The sequence below is a fragment of the Gardnerella vaginalis ATCC 14018 = JCM 11026 genome, from assembly GCF_001042655.1.
GTDB classification, from domain to species: Bacteria; Actinomycetota; Actinomycetes; order Actinomycetales; family Bifidobacteriaceae; genus Bifidobacterium; species Bifidobacterium vaginale.
The window spans coordinates 1,230,427-1,250,318 of the sequence record NZ_AP012332.1; the positions used below are offsets into that span (position 1 = coordinate 1,230,427).

General features: G+C 44.7%; 8 protein-coding genes. 1 reads left to right on the forward strand and 7 read right to left on the reverse strand.

The window, feature by feature from the left end:
- Positions 1-8 precede the first annotated feature (8 nt).
- A complete protein-coding gene (gene uriT, locus GAVG_RS04830) occupies positions 9-1,430 on the forward strand; it encodes a uridine transporter UriT (RefSeq protein ID WP_004114561.1) in 1,422 nt (473 codons plus the stop codon).
- 125 nt (positions 1,431-1,555) lie between these two features.
- On the opposite strand, the gene GAVG_RS04835 is transcribed toward uriT, so the two are convergent.
- The 7 genes from GAVG_RS04835 to GAVG_RS04865 form a co-directional block, all read right to left on the reverse strand.
- Positions 1,556-2,704, reverse strand: a complete 1,149-nt coding sequence (locus GAVG_RS04835) for a PfkB family carbohydrate kinase (protein ID WP_004113479.1) — start codon at positions 2,702-2,704, stop codon at positions 1,556-1,558.
- Between the two features lie 254 nt (positions 2,705-2,958).
- On the reverse strand, positions 2,959-5,376 hold the full coding sequence (locus GAVG_RS04840; protein ID WP_009994858.1) for an ATP-dependent DNA helicase RecG: 2,418 nt from the start codon (positions 5,374-5,376) through the stop codon (positions 2,959-2,961).
- 95 nt (positions 5,377-5,471) lie between these two features.
- Positions 5,472-5,666, reverse strand: coding sequence for a 50S ribosomal protein L28 (gene rpmB / locus GAVG_RS04845; protein WP_004105392.1), 195 nt, complete (start codon positions 5,664-5,666; stop codon positions 5,472-5,474).
- Positions 5,667-5,810: 144 nt separating this feature from the next.
- A complete protein-coding gene (gene fni, locus GAVG_RS04850; RefSeq protein ID WP_009994855.1) occupies positions 5,811-8,300 on the reverse strand; it encodes a type 2 isopentenyl-diphosphate Delta-isomerase in 2,490 nt (829 codons plus the stop codon).
- Entirely contained in the window at positions 8,297-9,436 is a 1,140-nt protein-coding gene (gene mvaD, locus GAVG_RS04855) for a diphosphomevalonate decarboxylase (RefSeq protein WP_009994853.1), read from the reverse strand. The genes fni and mvaD overlap by 4 nt, the downstream gene beginning before the upstream one ends.
- 66 nt (positions 9,437-9,502) lie before the next feature.
- Complete coding sequence (mvk, locus tag GAVG_RS04860; RefSeq protein WP_009994852.1) at positions 9,503-10,660, reverse strand: mevalonate kinase; 1,158 nt, start codon at positions 10,658-10,660, stop codon at positions 9,503-9,505.
- A gap of 913 nt (positions 10,661-11,573) precedes the next feature.
- On the reverse strand, positions 11,574-19,127 hold the full coding sequence (locus GAVG_RS04865) for an FIVAR domain-containing protein (protein ID WP_009994851.1): 7,554 nt from the start codon (positions 19,125-19,127) through the stop codon (positions 11,574-11,576).
- Between the last annotated feature and the right edge of the window lie 765 nt (positions 19,128-19,892).

The following is a 19,892-nucleotide window of genomic DNA, read 5'->3' on the forward strand; positions in this document are numbered from 1 at the left end:
GGTTAATTATGACTGAGGTTTCATCTAAAAAACCATCTATGTTGGATAAGGGTGGACGATCAATCGTAGCGCTTATGGTAGCGCTGCTTGTGGCGATTTTCGCATTCCAGCTTAACGCATCTATGCTTTCTCCAGCTCTAGCAACAATGACTCGAGAGCTTAAAACAACGGATTCTCAAATCGCCTTAACTCAAACAGTATTCTTTACTGCAGCAGCATTATTCTCGCTGTTCTTGCCGCGTTTAGCTGATCTTGTTGGACGAAAAAAGGTTCTTACTGGAATTTTAATCTCCACTATTTTGGGTTGTGCAGTTAGCGCTATTGCGCCAAATGTAACAGTTCTTATGATTGGACGAATTCTTCAAGGAGCAAGCGGACCTGTTGTACCAATGTGCTTGATTATGCTTCGCGTGCGCGTTAGCGAAGAAAAACGCTACGCAAAGCTAATGGCAATTCTGACTTCTGTGAACGGCGGTATTGCAGGCGTTGATGCGCTTCTTGGCGGCTGGCTTGCAGGAAACTTTGGCTTTAGATCCGTATTCTGGACTATGGCAGCCATTGGTATAATCGCTGTTCTTTTGGTTGCTTTCTATGCTGAAGAATCCCATGCTCAAGATACGCCAAAGATGGATTGGGTTGGAGTTGTAACCCTTGGTATAGCATTCCTAGCAGCATATCTTGCTATCAACGAGATTGGTAAACTTGCTGGCGCGAATTTGAGTCTTGTAGCAGGTCTTGTGGTTCTTGCAGTAGTATTCTTTGTAGTGTTCTGGAACGTAGAGGGCAAAAACTCTGCTCCTCTTGTTTCTACAAAATATATGAGTCAGCGTCGCACTTGGGGCTTGCTTTCTTGCACACTTCTTACTATGACTGGCGTATTTGCAATTATGAACGGCGTTGTTCCACAGCTAGCTCAAGATGCTAAGGCTGGCGCTGGAATGGGTGCGGACATCGTAAGCTTTGCAACTCTTACACCTTACGCAATCATCGGCTTCGTGTTTGGACCTGTTGCGGGTATGCTTGCTGCAAAGTTCGGGTATCGTCTTGTGCTGCGTGCTGGAATTCTTGTGAGCGTTCTTGGCGTGGTGTTTGGAATTTATGTTGCAGCCTCGCCTTCTGTTTGGTCGCTTGTAGTGCTTTCTTTGTGGCTTGGTATCAGCTATGCTGGCGTTGCAAACATTATGCTTAACGGTCTTGGAATTGTGCTTTCGCCAAAGGATAATCCTGGATATTTGCCTGGAATGAATGCTGGTGCGTTTAATCTTGGTGCAGGCTTGAGCTTTGCGATTCTTTACGCTGTTATGACTAATTTTGTACAATCTGCTGGAGCATCAGCTGGATATATTGCTTCGATGGTTGCTGGAATCGTGCTACTTGCTTTGGCGTTTGCATGCTCGTTCTTGATTCCTAAGCCAGAAGATTGCGAGTGATTCACTAATCTAATTCATTCGTTTTCATTCTTTTAATAATTGCCTGAGAATGTTGCAGAAATCATATTTTGCGCACCATTCTCAGGCTAATTTTTTGCTCAACACCAAAGATAGAGATTTGGTATTTACACGCGCTCGTGAATGTTTTCCATTCTCTCCATTACAAGCTCTGGAGTCATCGACTCGTGCACAGCTTCTACCGATTCCGTGTTAAGAGCTGCGGCGGCTACAGCGAATCGCCCTGTCTTCGTGTTATCAAAATGATTATACCTAGCATAGATCAACGCCGCTGTAGCAGCATCGCTTGAACCATTGTCGTTGCCAACCGCGCGCACGCCTTCTCCACCGTTTCCGTGCGCAACAATCATTCTTTGTACACGTTTTAGCGGTACGGGATAGAACGCTACTCCCTCGTCCGCTACGCCATACGCTACTCCCTCGCGCCCCGAGTTAACAAACACATGCCCAACTCCGCGTTTTAGCAATACTTTAGCGCATCTTACTGCAGATTTTTCGTCTACCGCACAAATGCCTGTTAACGCCTGCGATTCGGCTGTGTCTAATATGAGTGTGTCTATGCAGTGTAGTCTGGAAAGTATTCGTGGAGCTTTTGCATCGGTTATTGCGCGCACCATTATTGGTCTGTGATAGTTGTCGCACACCCATTCGAAGGATTTTTGTGAAATGTTGGTATCTAGTGCAACTATGTCTGCGTTTTCTATTATCGATATTCTTTCGCGCAAGAAGTCTGGTGTCATGTAATCGTAGATGCTCATGTCGTCTAGTGCTAAAAGCCTTTGCCCCGATGCGTCTCCTACATACATGTATGATGCTGTCATTGCATCTGGTAGCTGCTTTGAGTATCCTATTTCTAATCCGTTTACAGACGCGTCGACTTTGAATAATTCTCCGTTGTGGTCGCCGCCGTACACGGATACTAGGCTTACTCGTGTGTTCATTCTTTCTAGTGCCACGGCTATGTTTCGTCCGACTCCGCCTAGCGCGTATCGTACTTTTGCAGCGTTTGAAGTGTAGTCCATTAGGTCTCCGCACGCGATTCCCAGCACGTCCATGCTTATTCCGCCTATTACTGTTACGTAGCTAGGTGGTGTGACTATGTATCCTTTTCCTCTAAGGTATCCTTTGCGAATAAGATTGGAAATGTGTGCAGCTACGCCTGATCTTGTTATTCCTGCTAGGTCTGCAAGTTCTTGCTGACTAATCATAGGGTTCTGTTGAATCCACGATAGAATTTGTTGTTCGCGCTCAGTCATCTTTGCCTCATCTCTCGCGATTTTACCTTTCTATATATCTAGGATATTCAAAAATTGTTTTTTTCGCACGTTTATTGTGAAAATATATATTATTTTTTATTATATTATTTTTTATTTGGCGTTTATTTTTTTATTTGGCGTCTGGGTGCTTAATCGTTATCAGCCGCTTTTAATAGTGCTTTTAGCCTATTAAAAGCGATTTTTGTACAAAACTACTTGGGCAATTTGTGTTTCATGAATCTGATTTCATTAATCTAATTGCTTAGTATTGCTGTGCTGCTACCTTGTGTAAAGTCTAAAACTGCTCCGGCGGTTTGTGGATGTTCTAGTAAGGTCGGGTCGTGTTCTAGTAGCGTGTTTGCGTCCTCTCTTGCTTCTGCAATGATTTTTGCGTCTTTTACTACTCTTAATAGTTTTAGACTGGATTTTCCACCTGACTGACTGTCTCCTAGAACGTCTCCAACGTTTCTTAATTCTAGGTCTTTTTGGGCTATTATGGCGCCGTCTAACGAGTTTTCTACTACTTGTAAACGTTCAGCTGCTAACTGATTGTTTGGTGCGTTTGACACTAGGAAAGCCCAGGATTGTGTGCCTGAACGTCCCACTCGTCCTCTGAGCTGGTGTAGTTGTGCTAGTCCGAAGCGGTCTGCGTCGAAAATCACTATACAACTGGCTTTTGCTACGTCTACTCCGACTTCTATAACCGTTGTGGAAACTAGGATTTGTACTTGTCCACTGTCGAATTTGTGCATTATTTCGCGTTTTTCTTCGTCGCTTGTACGACCTGTTAGTTGTGCGAATTCTACGCCTTTGAATTGTGGTAGGTTTTGTAAGCGTTTTGATATTTGTAAAACTGTGTGGACTTCTCGCTGAGCAATTTGTGTATTTTGGGTATTTTGTGAATTTAGAGTGTATGAGTCTTGGTTTTCTTGGTAGATCGCATCAGCATTATTGTAAGTATTGTAAGTATTATCGTTGTTTTCTTCACTGTCTTCACTGTCTATTCGAGCACATACAACATATGCTCGCTCTCCTGCATCGATTCTGGAGCGAATGTGGTAGAACATGGATGCCATCTTATGCGAGTCTTCTTCGTTTATTACAAAAGTGCGGATTGGTTTGCGTCCGCCTGGAAGCTCTGTTAAATAGGATGCGTCTAGGTCTCCAAACCATGTCATTGCTGCGGATCGCGGTATTGGTGTGGCTGTCATGACTAACAAGTGTGGAACCGCGTTTCCGCTTATCTTGCGTAATAGTGTGTCTCGTTGTTCTACGCCAAATCTGTGCTGTTCGTCGATTATCACCAGCGCTAGGTTTGTTGGTTTAAAGCTTGCGGAGAAAGCTGCGTGTGTTGCCACAATAATCGCTGGCTCTCCACTTGCTACTTTTGCTAGTGCACTTCGTCTGCTGGCTAGCTTCATTCCGCCTGTTATGAGCGTTATTTCAACGTTTATCCCTGCACGCTCAATCATCTGTTGTAGGTTTGTGGCATGCTGTGATGCTAATACTTGTGTTGGGGCTATTAGTACCGCTTGGTGTCCTGATCCTACGGCTTGTAGCATTGCGCTCATTGCTACTATTGTTTTTCCAGAGCCGACTTCTCCTTGCAAAAGACGACGCATTGGTTTTAATGGGGACTCCTCGGTTGCTTGAGATTCGCCTTGCATATCTGCTGTTATTTCGCTAATAACGTTTTTTTGTCCTTCTGTTAGCTCGAATGGTAGGCTTTCTTCAAAGTGTTTTCTTAGCTCGCTGTTTTCGCACGTGTATGCCTTATTTTCCCCTGATTTTTTGCGTGATTGCAAAACTGCTATTTGTGATATGAATGCTTCTTCGTAGCGCATTGTGTGTATTGCGTTTTCAAAGTCGTTTTTGTTTTGTGGATTGTGGATTGATTCGAATGCTGCCGCGCGGTGCATTAGGTTTCTACTGTTTGTGACGAATTGTGGCAGAACGTCTGGCAAAACATCTGAAAGAACATTTGTATCAGGAACATTTGTATCAGCAACACCTGTAGTATCAACATTAAAATCGCTAGAATCGCAAGTCTTAAAAAGTCGCAATAATCCTAAAATCGTCTCGTGAATATGTTCACTAGATATTCTAGAATTTGCGTGGTAAATCGGTTGTGGCGCGCAAAGTTTTTCAATCCCATCTTCTACACTTTGCACAGAAAAATCATCGCTGTTTTGCACGCGCACATCAGTATTATAAGCAGAATCATCGCTTTCAGCACTCTTTGCTCGAACAGTTAGAATCTGCGGATGTGTAAACTGTAGTCTCCCATTGAACTCGCCGCTTGTGCCTCCTACAACAACGGTTTGTCCTACTGCAATTCTGCCACTAACCCATTGCACGTATTGTCTGTTCTTTGAAAAATACACAATCTGTGCTTGTGCCGCATCTTGCGCTACGTTTACTTCTAGCCGATATCCTCGTCGCGCTGCCATTTGCACTATGTTTATAGATTGTATTGTCGCTGAGAACGCCACTTCTTGACCTGGCAAAATTTGGCTTAAATGCGCGCGTTTTAACGGATTTGTGACTCTAAACGGGTAGTATGTTAGCGCGTCTTTTACTGTGATTACACCTAGCGATTTTAGAGCAGACGCGCGTCTCTTGTTGCTTACGATTGACGATATTGCTGTGTTTAGTGTTATGCGTGCTGCCATACTTCGATTATAATCGTTGCGCTACGATTTAAGCGAAAAATAGGGAAACAAAAAAGCCCCGAGCACTGCTCAGGGCCTTACATCTAACACGCGATTCACGCCTCAACGCGCTGAACCTTGCCTGCCTTAATGCATTTTACGCACACACGAAGGCGAACATTTTCGCCATCAATGGTGGTGCGAACCGGCTGAAGGTTCGGGCGGAAGGTGCGCTTATTGCGGATGTGCGAATGTGAAACGCTGAAACCGGTTTGCGGTCCCTTGCCACATACTGCGCAACGAGCTGCCATAATTGGACTCCTATTTTCTTTGACTTGCAAGTCTTGCGTCGCTCACCCACGCAAACCGCCCACGCGACTAACCGACGCTAAATCGCATAAACAAATAAGCATGCTTGAACGCACAACTACACAAGTATATCACTACGCCCGACATTAAATCACACAGGGCTTATCATCAATCAAAATCCGCGAATTTTCGCGCAAATCCTCAATATTCTTGCATCCAAGCAACGCCATAATCACACGAATCTGCGCCTTCCAAGACTCAATTTGCTCAACAAGCGCATCTTCTCCTTCGTTAATAAGCGTGTGCAAAAACTCGCCAGCGACTCCAACAGCGCTTGCACCAAGCCGCAATGAGCGCACAACATCAAGCGGCGTACGCACTCCTCCGCTTGCAAACACTTGCATTCGCGCACTATTGCAAGAATCCGATGAATCGCGCGGCTCGCACAAAATCTCATCGCATTGCGCTATGTCTAGCAACGATTCGACAGTTGTAAGCCCCCAGGAGTCGAGGAACTCGTAGTCGCTTTTACGCCCACGCCTTGCGTTTTCAATCGCAACAAAATTCGTGCCTCCGCGTCCGCCAACGTCCACCGCACGCACGCCCACATTTTTCAACCGCAGCACATCATGAGCGCTCATTCCGCATCCAGTTTCTTTAACAACAACTGGCACTTTCATTGAATCAAGCGCGCTTACAATTGTCTCAATATTGTTAAGCCACGCACTAAAATCGCGGTCTCCTTCGCTCATCACAAGCTCTTGTGCCGCGTTTAGGTGGATTTGCAACGCGTTTGCTTGCAAAATTTCTACAGCTTTAATTGCCTGCTCAGCGCTTGCTCCTGCGCTTACATTCGCCATTACAAATCCTTGCGGATTAAAGCGACGAATCACACTGAATGTTTCTGCAAGCCGCGGATTTTTAAGCGCTGCGCTTAGCGAGCCAGAAGCCATTGCTAAGCCAGTTTTTGCAGCTACCCTCGCTAGCGACTCGTTTATATTTTCGCCTTTTTTGCTGCCGCCAGTCATTGCGTTAATATACAGCGGAGTATCCCATTTTGTGCTTTCGTCAAACACGCTCACACTTGTATCTACATCGCTTAATGCCAATTGCGGCAGCGCGTTTGGAATAAACCGCACGTGTTCAAAACCAGCGTCCGCGTGCGCATCGTATTGTTCGCACGCGAGTTTTATGTGATCGTCTTTGCGCTGTTCAATAAGCGAGAGGTCGCCGCTTTCATCAAATTCTGCGACTTTCAGATTAAGCGCCTCAATACCGCTGTTTTGCCATTCTTCTTCAATGCGAGCAAACACAGCATCAAAATCTTCCGCGCGCGCAATTGCGATTCCGCAATCTCCTCCGCCTGCTCCACTTGTTTTGGACGGCAATCCTGCACCATTGGCAACTTCTATTAGCCGCGTAAGTTTTGGCGTTTCGATTAATGTTCCCGTGATCTCGCCAAGATCTTTTAGCAGCGCACGATTTCGCGCAAATCCGCTTAATAACGCGTCTATGCGCCCATTTTCTAGCGCATTTGCGATTTTTTGCACGCATTTTTCGCTTTGTACGCAAAAATCTTCGTATGTTTTAGAGTAAGTCTTAGCGCTTGTTTTAGAGGGATTGTGCGCGGTTAAATCGCCAGCCTTCACTCCAGCTTTTACACTTCCAACAAGTTCTGCGCTGCTGGCAGGATTCCCCGTCCACCCAACTAAGAGTCGCAAGCCTGCGCCTACTTTTAATCGTTTTACTTCAAATCGCGGCCATTTTTTTATAAGCAGCTTGTGTAGGCTTGAGTCTCCACTTTCAATCATTTCTATTTCTGCTTCAAGCCATTCGCGATTGTACGCGCGGTACATTACCCATCCGCCGTATGCGCTTGCTGCCACGTCTCCGCCGCTTCCTGACTTTTTTACTAGCGACGATGCAATTATGGCTAGCTTGCACAATTCTGGCGTTGTAAGCGTTAATCCGTACCATTTGCACAGCGCTCGCACAGCCGCCACCGTTACGGCTGCAGATGATCCAAGCCCGTATTTTTTGCCTGTTTTTTTATCGTCTAAATCACTTTCTATTTGTAGATTGTATAGGTTTATGGCTGTATTTCCTTCATCTAGTAAAACGTTTTTTACTTCTTTTGTTTCGCGCGCAAAATCGTCTACTATTTGCATTGCGGAAAATACGTATGAATAGATTTTTTTTAATTTTTTTATTTGAGAATCTTGGTTTTGTTCATCGCTGGTTGCTGGCGACTTTTCCGCTGGCAAGTCGCAAGCATCCGTTGAGTCTTTTGCGCTCATAGTTATATCTTCTGCATCTTTTTCGTCTAAAATAAATTCCCTGCCGAAGATTCCACGCTTCCAATAAAGAGGCTTATAGTTTTTAGACTCACTCGTGATTTTTCCGTAAAATGTTGGTAAATCTAGTTTTTTAAGATTATTTTTTTCGGATTCGTTTTTATTAAAGTCGCAGCTGTTATACGTTTTTCCATGGCTATCGCGTATTAGTAGGTTGTCATCGTCAACTGTAACTTTTACATAACGATTCACAGCTGCTACGATTGCAGCGCATCCATCTACAACAGCGTATTCGCCTGCTATGTAAAGTTTTCCAGGCGCTAAAGCTTGCTCATTAGTCATGATTCTCTCCGTATGCTAACGCCACTTCCTGGGCGTGCAATAACAAACTGCGGATTGGATTGCGCAAAGCTGCTAAATGACGGCGATTCCTGCGACTCGCGCAAACGCTTAATCTCACTCAACACGCGCAAACTCAACTCGTTTTTAACTCGCAAAACTTGCTCCGCGCTAGTTAAAACTTTAACATTCGGACCAGCATCCATTGTAGACCAAACAGGAAATCCGCTTTCATCGCGCATTTTTCGCACAACGTTAAGCACAACATGCGTTTCATCTGTTAAATAGTTTACGCTTTCAGCAGCGGCACGCATTGCGTCGTGCATTCCTAAAGCGTTTCTCTCCGACACTTCTCCCAATGCTTGAATATCACAATTTTTGATAGCTGATAACGCCGTATTTAGGTCTTTTTTGCAGTTTTTGATCCAGTCTGCGTAGATTGGTGATGTTTCTACTGTGCGTCGCATTGCTTCACGGCTTGAAATCTTCTTTTTACTAGAGTTTAAAATAACAGTTACCATTGCGAGTTGAAGCTCTTCTGGTGTTTCGATTGGCTCTGCGTAAGACGTTTCGTCGCTTGTGCCAGCGTTCCATAATACTAATCCGCCGTAAATCGACCTGCATGCTGATCCAGATCCTTTGCGAGCTAGAATCGATAAGTTGCGTGGGCTTAGGTTTAATCCTGCGGCGTATGATGCTGCAGACGCAAGTGCCGCAAAACCAGATGCGCTAGAAGCTAATCCTGCGGCTGTTGGAACTGTGTTTACGCTTACGACTTGTGCTTTGCTCTTAATTCCAGCAATTTTTCGCACAATATCTAGCATTTTTACTATTCGTGCACGCTCTGAACTTTGGAGTAAATCGCCTGTAAAGTTTACTCCGTTTAAGCAAATCGAGTCTGCCTCTAGGCAATCATCAAATCGTACTTTTGTTGTTGTGGAAAATCCGTCTAAAGTCAGAGATAATGAGGAAGTATATGGCAAAATCAGAGTTTCATCTCGTTTCCCCCAATATTTGATTAGCGCAATATTTGCGTTTGCTGTAGCTGTAAAAGCGGCTCCGTGATTACTGTTATTAAACGAATCAATATCATCAAGCACATTAAACGCTATTTTTGGCTCAATTTCAACGTTTTCCACGCGTATCCTTTCTTAAGTCTTTAGTCTTTAAAGCGTTTTTAAAGCATACTAACGAATTAGTTATGATTATTGCCCGATTTCTACAATCCACGTTCTAGCTGCTCCAGCGTTTTTAAGCGCTATGCTTACTTTAGACGCATCCTCCTGACTTTGCGCAATGGCTATAATGCATCCACCTCCGCCTCCGCCTGTAAGCTTTGCTCCTAAAGCACCATTTTCGCAAGCATTTTTAACTAGAGCGTCTAAAAATGGCGTACTTATACCTAATTCCGCAAGAATTTTGTGAGCACGAGTCATGCTCGATCCAATATTTTGTATATTGCCAAACTCTAAATCATTCTCTGCATTAAGAGCGATTTGACCAAGCTCTTGCAAAAGTGCATTTACGATTTTCGGCTGGCTATCGCGTTTTTTGCGTAATGCTTCTACTGTTACTTTTGTTGTTCCTTTGAATCCCGAATCAGCTAGCACAATCCAAGCGCGTATTGTTGGGCTTATGCTCATTCGGCTAAATTTGCCATCCAAGAAGCGAACTGGCTGCTGCAGCATCGCACTGGTTGCTGTGGCGTCTAATCCAGATGCTTTCCCGTGCGCAACGCGTTCTGCGTCTTGCGTAATCTCGAATAGTTTTTCATCGCTGGCATTAATACTGTAGTAGTCGAGTATTGCGCGGATCACTGCTCCTGCCGCTGCCGCCGAAGACCCCAATCCTCGCTCTGGCGGAAAATCGCAAGCGGTTTCTATTTGCAATGCTTCGCCCTGCCAATTGGCGAAACGTAATGCCTCTTGTATTGCGGTTTTAATCGACGCGAATCGCGCAGGTGCGCTTCGTAAAAGACCATCAAATCCTAATGCTTTAAGTGTTATGAGGTTTTGCATCTGGCAGCTAAGGTCTTCTGCTGAATCGCATAATTCTGCTCTTTTGCCTTCGTCTGCTGTGGCGCTTGTGTCGTTGAGTGTTCGTGCACTTGTTACTGTTGCGTGCATCTTAAGATTTTGCAGTGGAAGCGCTACTGCGCTGTAGCCATAAACAACCGAGTGTTCGCCAAAAAGAATCACTTTTGCGCAAGTTGTGCCTCTGCCGACGCGATTTTTTGCGCGCGCAACCACGAGCATACTATTGAACTCGTTATTGCGCTCTTTATCACGCTCATTCTTGTGTGCATTCTTGCTCTCGCACGGATTGGATGCGTGGCGATTCGCTAAAGTGTTGCACTCAGTCACTAATCCTCCTTTGCGACACATCTGGCTTACTTGTTGGCACTGCTTAATTGATGCGCGTTTAAGCTTATTTGCCCAACTTTTATAATCTAGTCGCTAAAGCGATTAAACACCACGATTTGCGCTATACGCACACAACACATTCACATTTCCCGAATTTGCGCTCCAATCTACCTTTTCGCTTAAAGCGTAGCGCGAAAAGGTAATTCGGAGCGCTGAGCCGCTCAAACGTAAAGTCCAGTGGACTTTACGTGCGGCGAAGACGTGAGCGCAGCTAACCTGCGCGAGCGACACGACACGTCGTAAACTCGGTACAATCGCACTACATGATTACGCCAAACTAGGTAGAGATTCGAGATTTTTCGCAGCTATCGAAGCGAGCCTCAGCGTCGCTAGATGGTGACTCGCTGAGAGAGCAAGAAAAATCGAGAATCTCGATGATTAAGTGATACGCAATTGTTCAGACTTGTAAGAGGGCTGGGTGATTCTTGGTCGAACAATATAAGAGCGGCAGCCGATACCAAATAATCCAAATGATCAACCACTACAAACAAACCTCAACACAAAAACAAAATCAAAGACAAAACGGAACAACCGCAACTCTAGACTACACGTAATAGGCGGAGCGTTGTGCGAATCGACGACTTCGAGCTGCATAGCGCGCGAGAAGTCACCTCGATTCGCTGAGCCGCTTAAATGTAAAGTCCAGTGGACTTTACATGCGGCGAAGACGTGAGCGCGGCTAATCCGCGCGAGCGCAGAAACACCCAGCCCTCATACAACAGTAAACAGAGAATGTCGCGCAATACCAAGTAAGGAATAGTGCGCAACACCAAATAATTAATGGCTTGAAGAAACTATCCCCAAGCCATTAATCTACACTACGTTGCAGCAGCACACACTGCTACAGATTAAACTAACGAGCCGAATGCTTCCTACGCTTAGACGCAGCACCAGCCACTCCGAGCCCAGCAAACACCGCAGCCAAAGCAGCAAACACCGAGGAACTAGCGCCAGTATTAACACCACTCACGTCACCACGCTTAAGATTCACTCCAGCAGAATTACGCGCTGCGAGCATACCCTCGCGCAAAGCTGCACGCGCAGCACGCAAACGAGCCAACGCCGAATCAACCTGCCCCTGAGTAGCATTCGCGTCCGCTAACACTAAACGAGCGTAATTCAAAGCCGCATTAAACTCACTGACCAAGTTAGAATCAGCCACTACGCCACTAGCATTAGCTGAAACATCACCAAGAGCTTGATCAACCTCAGCCTGCAAAGCACTCTTATCAACAACATTATTAACACTAGTAGTATTCGAATCATTAACACCAACACCAGTATTGTCACCAACACCACTGCCACTATTAATAAGTCTGTTATAAGCATCAATCAACTTTTGCTTAGCATCACGAAGCCTACGAAGAGCCTGATTAACCTGATCCTGAGTAGCATTAGGATCCTTAAGCACACTATCAGCATCATTCAACGCCTGCTGATACTCCGCCAAATCAGCAGCCTTACCAATAATGAACGGAATCGACTTACGGAAATCAGGATCATTGTCAGCCTCAGTGTTCAAATCAGACTTATCGGTCTTGTGTGAATCAGTAAGCTTCTGCTTAGCATCCTGGAGCTTCTTCAAAGCCTCATCAACCTCAGCCTGAGTTGCATTAGGGTTCTTAAGAACTGCATTAGCTTCATCCAATGCGCGCTTATAAGCCTCAGCCTCTGAGCTTCCTGCAGCATTCTGATACTCAGGAGACTTAGTAAAGTCAGAATCCTTACCAGCCTCAGTATTCAAATCAGACTTATCAGTCTTATAGCCTTCAGTAATCTTCTTCTTAGCAGCTTGCAATGCATCTAGAGCATCGTAAAGCTGCTTTTGAGTTGGAACCGTTGTTACGCCTTCTGGAAGCTTGGTCTTCGGCTTGCCAGTAGTACGATCGAAAGCTTTAAGAAGATCCCTAGCAGTCTTTAGCTTCGTGTTATAGTCTTCAAGAGCCTTCTTGGAATCTTCATCACCCTTAGCAGTCGCGTTCTTGAACGCAGGAGTGTTCTCGAACACGTCATCTCTAGTGTCTTTATCTCCATCCTTAGACTTGTCAACTTCTTGCTGAAGCTCAGTAGAACTGGTCTTGTAGTCAGCAAGAATCTTATCCTTGATTTCCTTCAGCTTCTTAAGAGCCTCGTCAACTTCCTTCTGGGTTGGAACATCCTTAGCATCAGACTTTGGTTTATTGTCATCACCGAACTTTTCAAGCAAAGTCCTAGCTTTCTTCAACGCTTCCTTATAAGCAGAGATGTCAGCATTATCTGACTTGCCGTCTTCAGCCTTCTTAGAATCAGCGTTCTTGAACTCAGTAGTAGCCTCAAAGTCAGCATCCGCTACTGTGCCTCCGTCAGCAGTAGACTTCGCAGACTCATCCTTCAAATCCTTAGCGCTGGTCGTAAAAGCGTCATCGATAGCTTTCTTTGCCTTTTGCAAGGCTTCCAAAGCTGTCTTAACATCAGCATTAGTTGGCTTTTTATCTGAATCAGCATTCGGATCTGGATTATTCACCTTGTTAATAAGATCCTGCGCAGCCTTAAACTTCTCGTTATAATCTTGAAGCTTCTTGGTGGCAGAAGTATCAGCCGTTGCATCATTACCAGTTTCGGATTGCTTCTTATACAGAGCATTCTTGTACGGAATCGACTCCTCGAATGGAGGAGTTATAGGCTTGCCTGTAGCATCCTTGTCGCCAACCTCCTTTTCAAGAGGATCAACAACAGTCTTGTACCCGTTGGTAACTGTATCCATGGCTGCTTGTAGGGTCTTAAGAGCATCATCAACTTCCTTCTGAGTCTTGCCAGTTGGATTATCAATGATGTCCTTAGCTTTCTTCAAAGCACTGTTTTCAGTGGTCTCATCCAAAGCTCCAACATCAGTTTTAGCCTTGGATTGCTTCTGCGTATCAGAGGAGTCATCTTTAAGAGCTGACGCATTCTTATACTCAGGAGTCTTCTTAAAGTCACCATTCGCAAAATCTTTAGCAGCGGTTAGCGCATCAAGATTGGTCTTGTAACCATCAGTAATAGTTTGCTTTGCCTTCTTCAAAGCCTCAAGCGCCTCGTCAACCTGCTTCTGCGTTGGGCGTTCACTGTTCTTCTTGCCTGAATCAGTTGCAGCCTTTACAAGTTCACGTGCTTTCTTGAGTGCATCCTTGTAAGCAGTAACATCGTCATTGTCCTTGTTACCTTCGCCCTTCTTAGCGTCTGCGTTCTTGAACTCTGGCGTGTTCTCGAAGTCGTTTTCACCGACGGTTTGCGCGGTGTCTGCTTTAGACTTTTCTGCCTCAGTCTTAAGCGCATCGACGTTCGTCTTGTAATCATCAAGCGCTTTACGCTTCTTATTTAGCTCTGTCAAAGCATCGTCAATCTGCTTCTGAGTTGGCTTAGCGTCGAGAGGCGTATTAGTATCATCGTGCTTTGAGAGCAACTCCTGAGCTTCGGCTAACGCCTTGTCGTAGGCTTTCTTGGCTTCCTTAGCAGCGTTGTTCCTGGTGTCATCAGGCTTGCCATCAGCAGTTAAGAAGTGAGGATCAGATGCGTTGCGATATGCGTCGGAATCCTTTGTGCCTTCAACAGCCTGCTCAGTACCCGATGCGTCTTTACCGTTCTTATCAACACTCTTCTTCAGTGCTTCAACGTTAGTATCTTGAGCCTTAAGAGCGTCACGCTTCTCATCAAGCTTCTTAAGAGCCGCATCCACCTGCGCCTGGGTAGCGGTTGGATTCGTCAAGAGCTTCTTAGCCTCAGTAAGCGCATCGTCGTAGTCTTTAGCCTTCTGCTTGATGTCATTGTATCCAGAAGTATCTTCATTGCCATCAGTACCCAGCTTGTGCGGATCCTTAGCATTCTTATACGCTGGATCGTGCTGAGTATCGGTATCCTTGTTGATGGATTCCTGCAGCTTATCGGTCTTAGTCGCAAACTTATCCAGTGCCTTCGCTGCTTCGTTCATTTCCTTAAGGATTGTGTCAACATCCCTGTTCAGAGGCTCACCGTTCTTGTGCGCCTGAATACCTTTCAGGTAGTCCTTATCGTTAGGGTCGCCATCTTTCTTCGGGATATTGCTATCAGGAATATCCTGACCATTTGCTTGATCCTTTGGAAGCTTGTTAGTAATCGCATTATGTAGCTTTTCAGCTGCATCGTCATAAGCCTTCTTAGCTTTCTTAGCAGCTTCTACATCAGCTTTTTCTGCTTCACTAGGATTTTCCTTTTCGGCAAGAGCCTTCAAGTTCTGGTACGCAGGGCTAAACTTTATAGCAATGTCATTAAATGCAGCTGCAGAAAGCTTAGAAGTGTCCGTTGCGTAGGTGTCGATAATCTTACGCGCGGCGATAAGCTGGTCTTTAACTTTGTTAACCTCGTCTTGCGTTACCGTACTATTCGGCTTATTAAGCTCCGTCATCAAATCTTTTGCAGCGTGGTAAGCGTCGTTATAGGCTTTAAAGTCCTTCGCAGCCTGAGAATCCTGACCATCAGCCTGCGCCTTATCAAACGCATTGAAATAGGCTGGCATTAGATAGCCACTGAAGTTGTCTGCAAGCGCTTTGCCAAGATCGGTTTTATCGGTAGAGTATTTGTCGGAATGAAGTGCGGTTTCAGCAGCTTCAAGCGCTTTCTTGGCGTCCTCAACATCTTTCTTGGTGGCTTTGTCGTTTGCGAGGACGTCTTTAGCTTTCTTTAAAGCGTCATCGTAATTCTTAACAGCTTGCTGAGCAGCAGTGTCATTAGTCTTATTCTTTGCATTCTTATAGAATACACTCTGCTTGCTGTCGTCATTTGGATCAGGATTATCGAAGCTCTTTTGCACGGCAGCGTCAAGAGGAGATTTGTCTGTTGCATTCTTGTCGAGCGCATCCTTAGCTTTCTTAAGATCCTCAATAGCTTTGTTTACATCCTTTTGAGAAGCGTTTGGATCCTTAGAAAGTTCGTTTGCCTTCTTTACAGCGTTATCGTAAGCTGTACGCTCATCCGACGTAGAGTTCTGGTAGGTTGGGTCGGCGGTCTTGAGCTTTTCGTCGCCTTGCTTATCAGCATCGCCCGTATTCACCTTGCCATGCTCAGCGATAGCAGCGTTAAGCTTATCCTTGTTAGTGGTGTACTTATCAAGCTCCTTACGCGCAGCATCGAGCTTTGCCTTGGCATCGTCAACAGCCTTTTGTGTGGCGTTGTCGTCAGCCTTTACTTTCTCAGCTTCAGCAAGCGCATCATCATAAGCTTTTTTAGCAGCCTTAGCTGCTTCATTCTTCTTGGTATCAGGCTTTCCATCGTCGGTCTGGAATGCTTGATCAGTAACATTCTTATACTTATCAGTAGTTACCGTACCAGGAGTTGCAGCAGTAGCGCCTTCTGGAGCCTTACCATTGGCTTCAATCGACTTATTCAGCTCTTCCTTCTTGGTAGCATCACCATCAAGAGCCTCGCGCGCCTTATTCAAAGTAATAGTCGCGTTATCAACCTCAGCCTTAAGCTCTTCGGTTAAATCAGCATCAGTTTTGTTACCAACTTTTTCAAGCGTTTTTTTAGCAGCATCAAGCGCCTTATCGTACGCATCTTTCTTCTCAGCAGACGCGTTGTAATACTTAGACTCGGTTGGAGTCTTCTTGTCAGCAGCAAGCTTGTGATCGCCAATCGACTTAGAAAGATCATCCTTCTTATTCTTCGTCTGCGGTACAAACACCACGTTGATACCCTTAGGAGTATTGCGCAAATTATACTTGTTCTCGCCATACACGTAGTTGTAGTAATACAAGCTATAAGGCTCAATAAACAAGCGCCCGAGCATGAATTTGCCTGTTTTACCAGCAACGTTTACCTTTTTGCTGTCATCGTCAAACGTAAAGTCGCCTACACTTGACTGCTCGTCACCCATCTTCTTGTTGGAGTTATCAACAGGTTTTGCAAAACCGCCATAGCTACTACCATTAAGCTTAACAAGATTTAGAACACCAATTGGCTCTCCTTTGTCGTCAACCGTGTAAGACCTGTGAGTACGTCTAGCTTGCCCGTTCGAACCTTCTCGCTTAACAGTATCAATCTCAGTTCCAAGAAGATTCTCTCGCAACTGTGGGTTATCAGTCTTCACATCAGACTTTACAGTAGCTTTCAATAAACCAAGTACGGCTTGCGTATTGATTTGTTCGCCCTTATCTGGATCGTAACGATAAACAAGCGTCTTTCCTTCTTCCATCCAAGCAAGACCTTCGTCGCTTGTGCGCCCACTAATCTTGTTATTGCTAGCATCCCAGCTAAGTGTGTAATCCTTGCGCAAATCAATCAAACGCGTAAGCTCATGCTTCTGAATGTCGGACTCAAACTGAGCATATGCTTTATCGGTTCTGATAGTAACGGTAATTTTATTTTCATTCATACCGTTGGAAATGCCCGTGTTCTGACCACCACTTGCAGTCGTATCTCCAGTAAGCCAACCAAGCGAAATCTGCTTTTCGTAGTCTTTTGCACTTAAACCAAGCTCTTGATTGTCTTTATTAGCTTCGTAAATAGCTTTCTTGATTTGCTTCAACTCAGCTTGCGAATAGCCCAAAGGATTAGCAACAACCACTGCCTTAACCTTAGAGTTTTCAGAATCACTTGGAATTGCAACTTTATCAGTAGAAACTCTTGTAAGCACTAAGTCACTCAAAGGAATCTTTGGATCATCTTGCGGACTCAAGCCATCGAAGTCGATTGTCGCAGTACCACTGCTGTCAAACGTAACTTTGTCGGTAGATACGCCGTTAAGTTTTGCAAGATTCTTTCTGATTTGAGTCTTTTGATCCTCTGTAAGCTTGCTAAAATCAACTGTATCCACAACCGGCTTCTCAATGCGAGTGCTATAGCGCACTACAGTAAGAGGTATTTCCGGAGACTTCATTCCCAAATCTGTTACAAGATACGTTTTAAGCTTTCGCTCGCCAAATGAGTAATCTCCACTATCATTAGTTTTATTAATTTCTCCAAACATAGCTCCGTCATAAGAACCCATGCCCTGCGGAATTTTTGCATCTACCGTATCTGGAGTGTTATTAACAGTGCTTTCATCAACACGTAAACCAACACCCGCTGACTTACTTTGAGCAACAAGCTGATCAGCTACACTGCTACCAGACTTATGTTCAGTAGGAAGATTTACTGCATTGTGAAGAACTTCTCGTACTTTATCTGCCGACAACCTCTCGTCATACTTTAAGACAATTGATCCTGCTGTTTTTGGCGGAACAAGCGTTGCAACACGGAAGTTATTAGATGTTTGATCATGCTGCAAATTATCCTTATCATAATACAAGAAGATTGAGCGATTTGCACAATAGCCTTGACCCGAAGATATGCCGCCATCCCTGAATGGCTGCTTCATAACCAAGTCCACACTACCGTCAGTATTCGTCTTTAACTCGTAAATTCCGGAATAGCTTTGGTGCATTTCATCTACACGAGCAGAATCAAATTCGATGATTTTCTTGTAAGCTTCAGGATCATCAGTATTAATACTATCTTTTGAATCTGGAAGAATTACTACGCGTACAACCGTCTTACCATCCGCACTCTTTGGCAAATGGTACACAACTTGCTGCTTTTCAAGATTCTCATCAAACGTGTTGCTAGGAGTTGCCCAACCATAAATATTTGGCAGGTTTTTGGAAAAAGCTACCTCATCAGGATTGTGCTCTGCACCAGCGCGATCTTCTCCCTGAGCTACTGTGCTTGCAGGAGTCTCAGGTTGCTTATTTTCATATATCGAACGCTTTGAACGACTCTTCTTTACAGTAGTTTCTGCAGGGGCGCTATTTTCCGCAGTGGTGCGACTGGTTGCATTAGTCTTATCAGTTGCAGGAGTCTTATTGGTAGTGGTCTTACTATCTACAGACTCAGTGCTCGCAGTATTCTGCTCAGCGATTTTCTTCTGCTCAGCATTATTCTCAATTTGCTTCTTACCATCAGTCTTTACTACAGACTGCACAGAAGCATTCTTACTGCTAGTTAAATTCTGTTCGGTCTTAGACTTGTTATCCTGAGTCTCGGCAACATTCTTGTCTGTAGCAACCTTCTTATCAGCCTGATCATTCTTAGCCGCAGAAGGCTCAGCTTTCTTAGAATCCTCAATCTTAGAAGCATCATCCTTCTTAGTAGTTTCGGTCGCAGTCTTATCAGAATCCTTAGAGCCCTCAGCCTCAGCATTCTTCTTAGCAACTAAATTCTGCTCCTTTGTAGAATCATTCGTATTAACAGGAGCAACATTAGCCTCCACAGCCATTGCAGGAGTTGCGCCAAAAGCAATCGCAGCGCCAGCAATTACGCCAGCAGCGCCAGCCGAAAGAGCAGCCACCTTACGCATATCAACAGCCTTTTCAATCGCTTTACTTACTACAGCATCTAACTTCACAGTATTCGCATGCTTTCTGGATTTTGATACCATGATATACTTCTTTCACTTAGTAATCCGATAACGAGGCAGATTCGCATGCCCGCCTATAGACATGCAAAATGCAAATTTTCAACAACGCTAATTTAAAATTTTCATAGCGCACGTTTATAAAATCGCAAGCTATCTTTGTTAGGTTATTATAACAATTTAAAAATTTTTTTGAAGTCAAATAACATATGTTTAAATCAAAAAAGCCTATAGTACCCCCCCCCCCCCCCAAGCCATATTTTTCAACGGTTTTAGGGATTAATATTTTTTTGTAAATATTTTGAATAGGGGCGTTTTTTCACAACTTTTCATTAACCAATCTAAACATTTGTTATGATACAAATCACATTTTTAGACCCTCTGTAGTGGGTTTTCGTTCGCCGCAAGCATCAACTTTTTCCGCTTTTTGTACGTGATTTAGATCAAATTTGGTACAAAGTGCGTCAACTTTTTCCGCACTTTGTAGCTCAACACGTCGATTAGAACTACAAACGCGGGAAACCGCGCGCGAGACTGCGCAAAGCAAGGTAGAGATTCGAGATTTTTCGCACTGAATGAGATGTATCGCTCGCGCGTTACAGCGCGCTCACGTCTTCGCTTGCGTTGAAAGCACACTGTGCTTTCAACTTTGAGCAAGCTCAGCGAATCGAAGTGCATTCGCGCGCTACGCTTTAAGCGCTCATGCAAGTCGATTCGCAGTCCTCCGATGGTGATTCATCGAATGAAGAAGAAAAATCTCGAATATCGGTGATAAAAACCACGCAAAAG

Bases quoted from the DNA above. Each gene is read 5' to 3' on its own strand.
- rpmB (WP_004105392.1), bottom strand. From the start codon at position 5,666: ATGGCAGCTCGTTGCGCAGTATGTGGCAAGGGACCGCAAACCGGTTTC.
- GAVG_RS04840 (WP_009994858.1), bottom strand. From the start codon at position 5,376: ATGGCAGCACGCATAACACTAAACACAGCAATATCGTCAATCGTAAGC.
- GAVG_RS04865 (WP_009994851.1), bottom strand. From the start codon at position 19,127: ATGGTATCAAAATCCAGAAAGCATGCGAATACTGTGAAGTTAGATGCT.
- fni (WP_009994855.1), bottom strand. From the start codon at position 8,300: ATGACTAATGAGCAAGCTTTAGCGCCTGGAAAACTTTACATAGCAGGC.
- uriT (WP_004114561.1), top strand. From the start codon at position 9: ATGACTGAGGTTTCATCTAAAAAACCATCTATGTTGGATAAGGGTGGA.
- GAVG_RS04835 (WP_004113479.1), bottom strand. From the start codon at position 2,704: ATGACTGAGCGCGAACAACAAATTCTATCGTGGATTCAACAGAACCCT.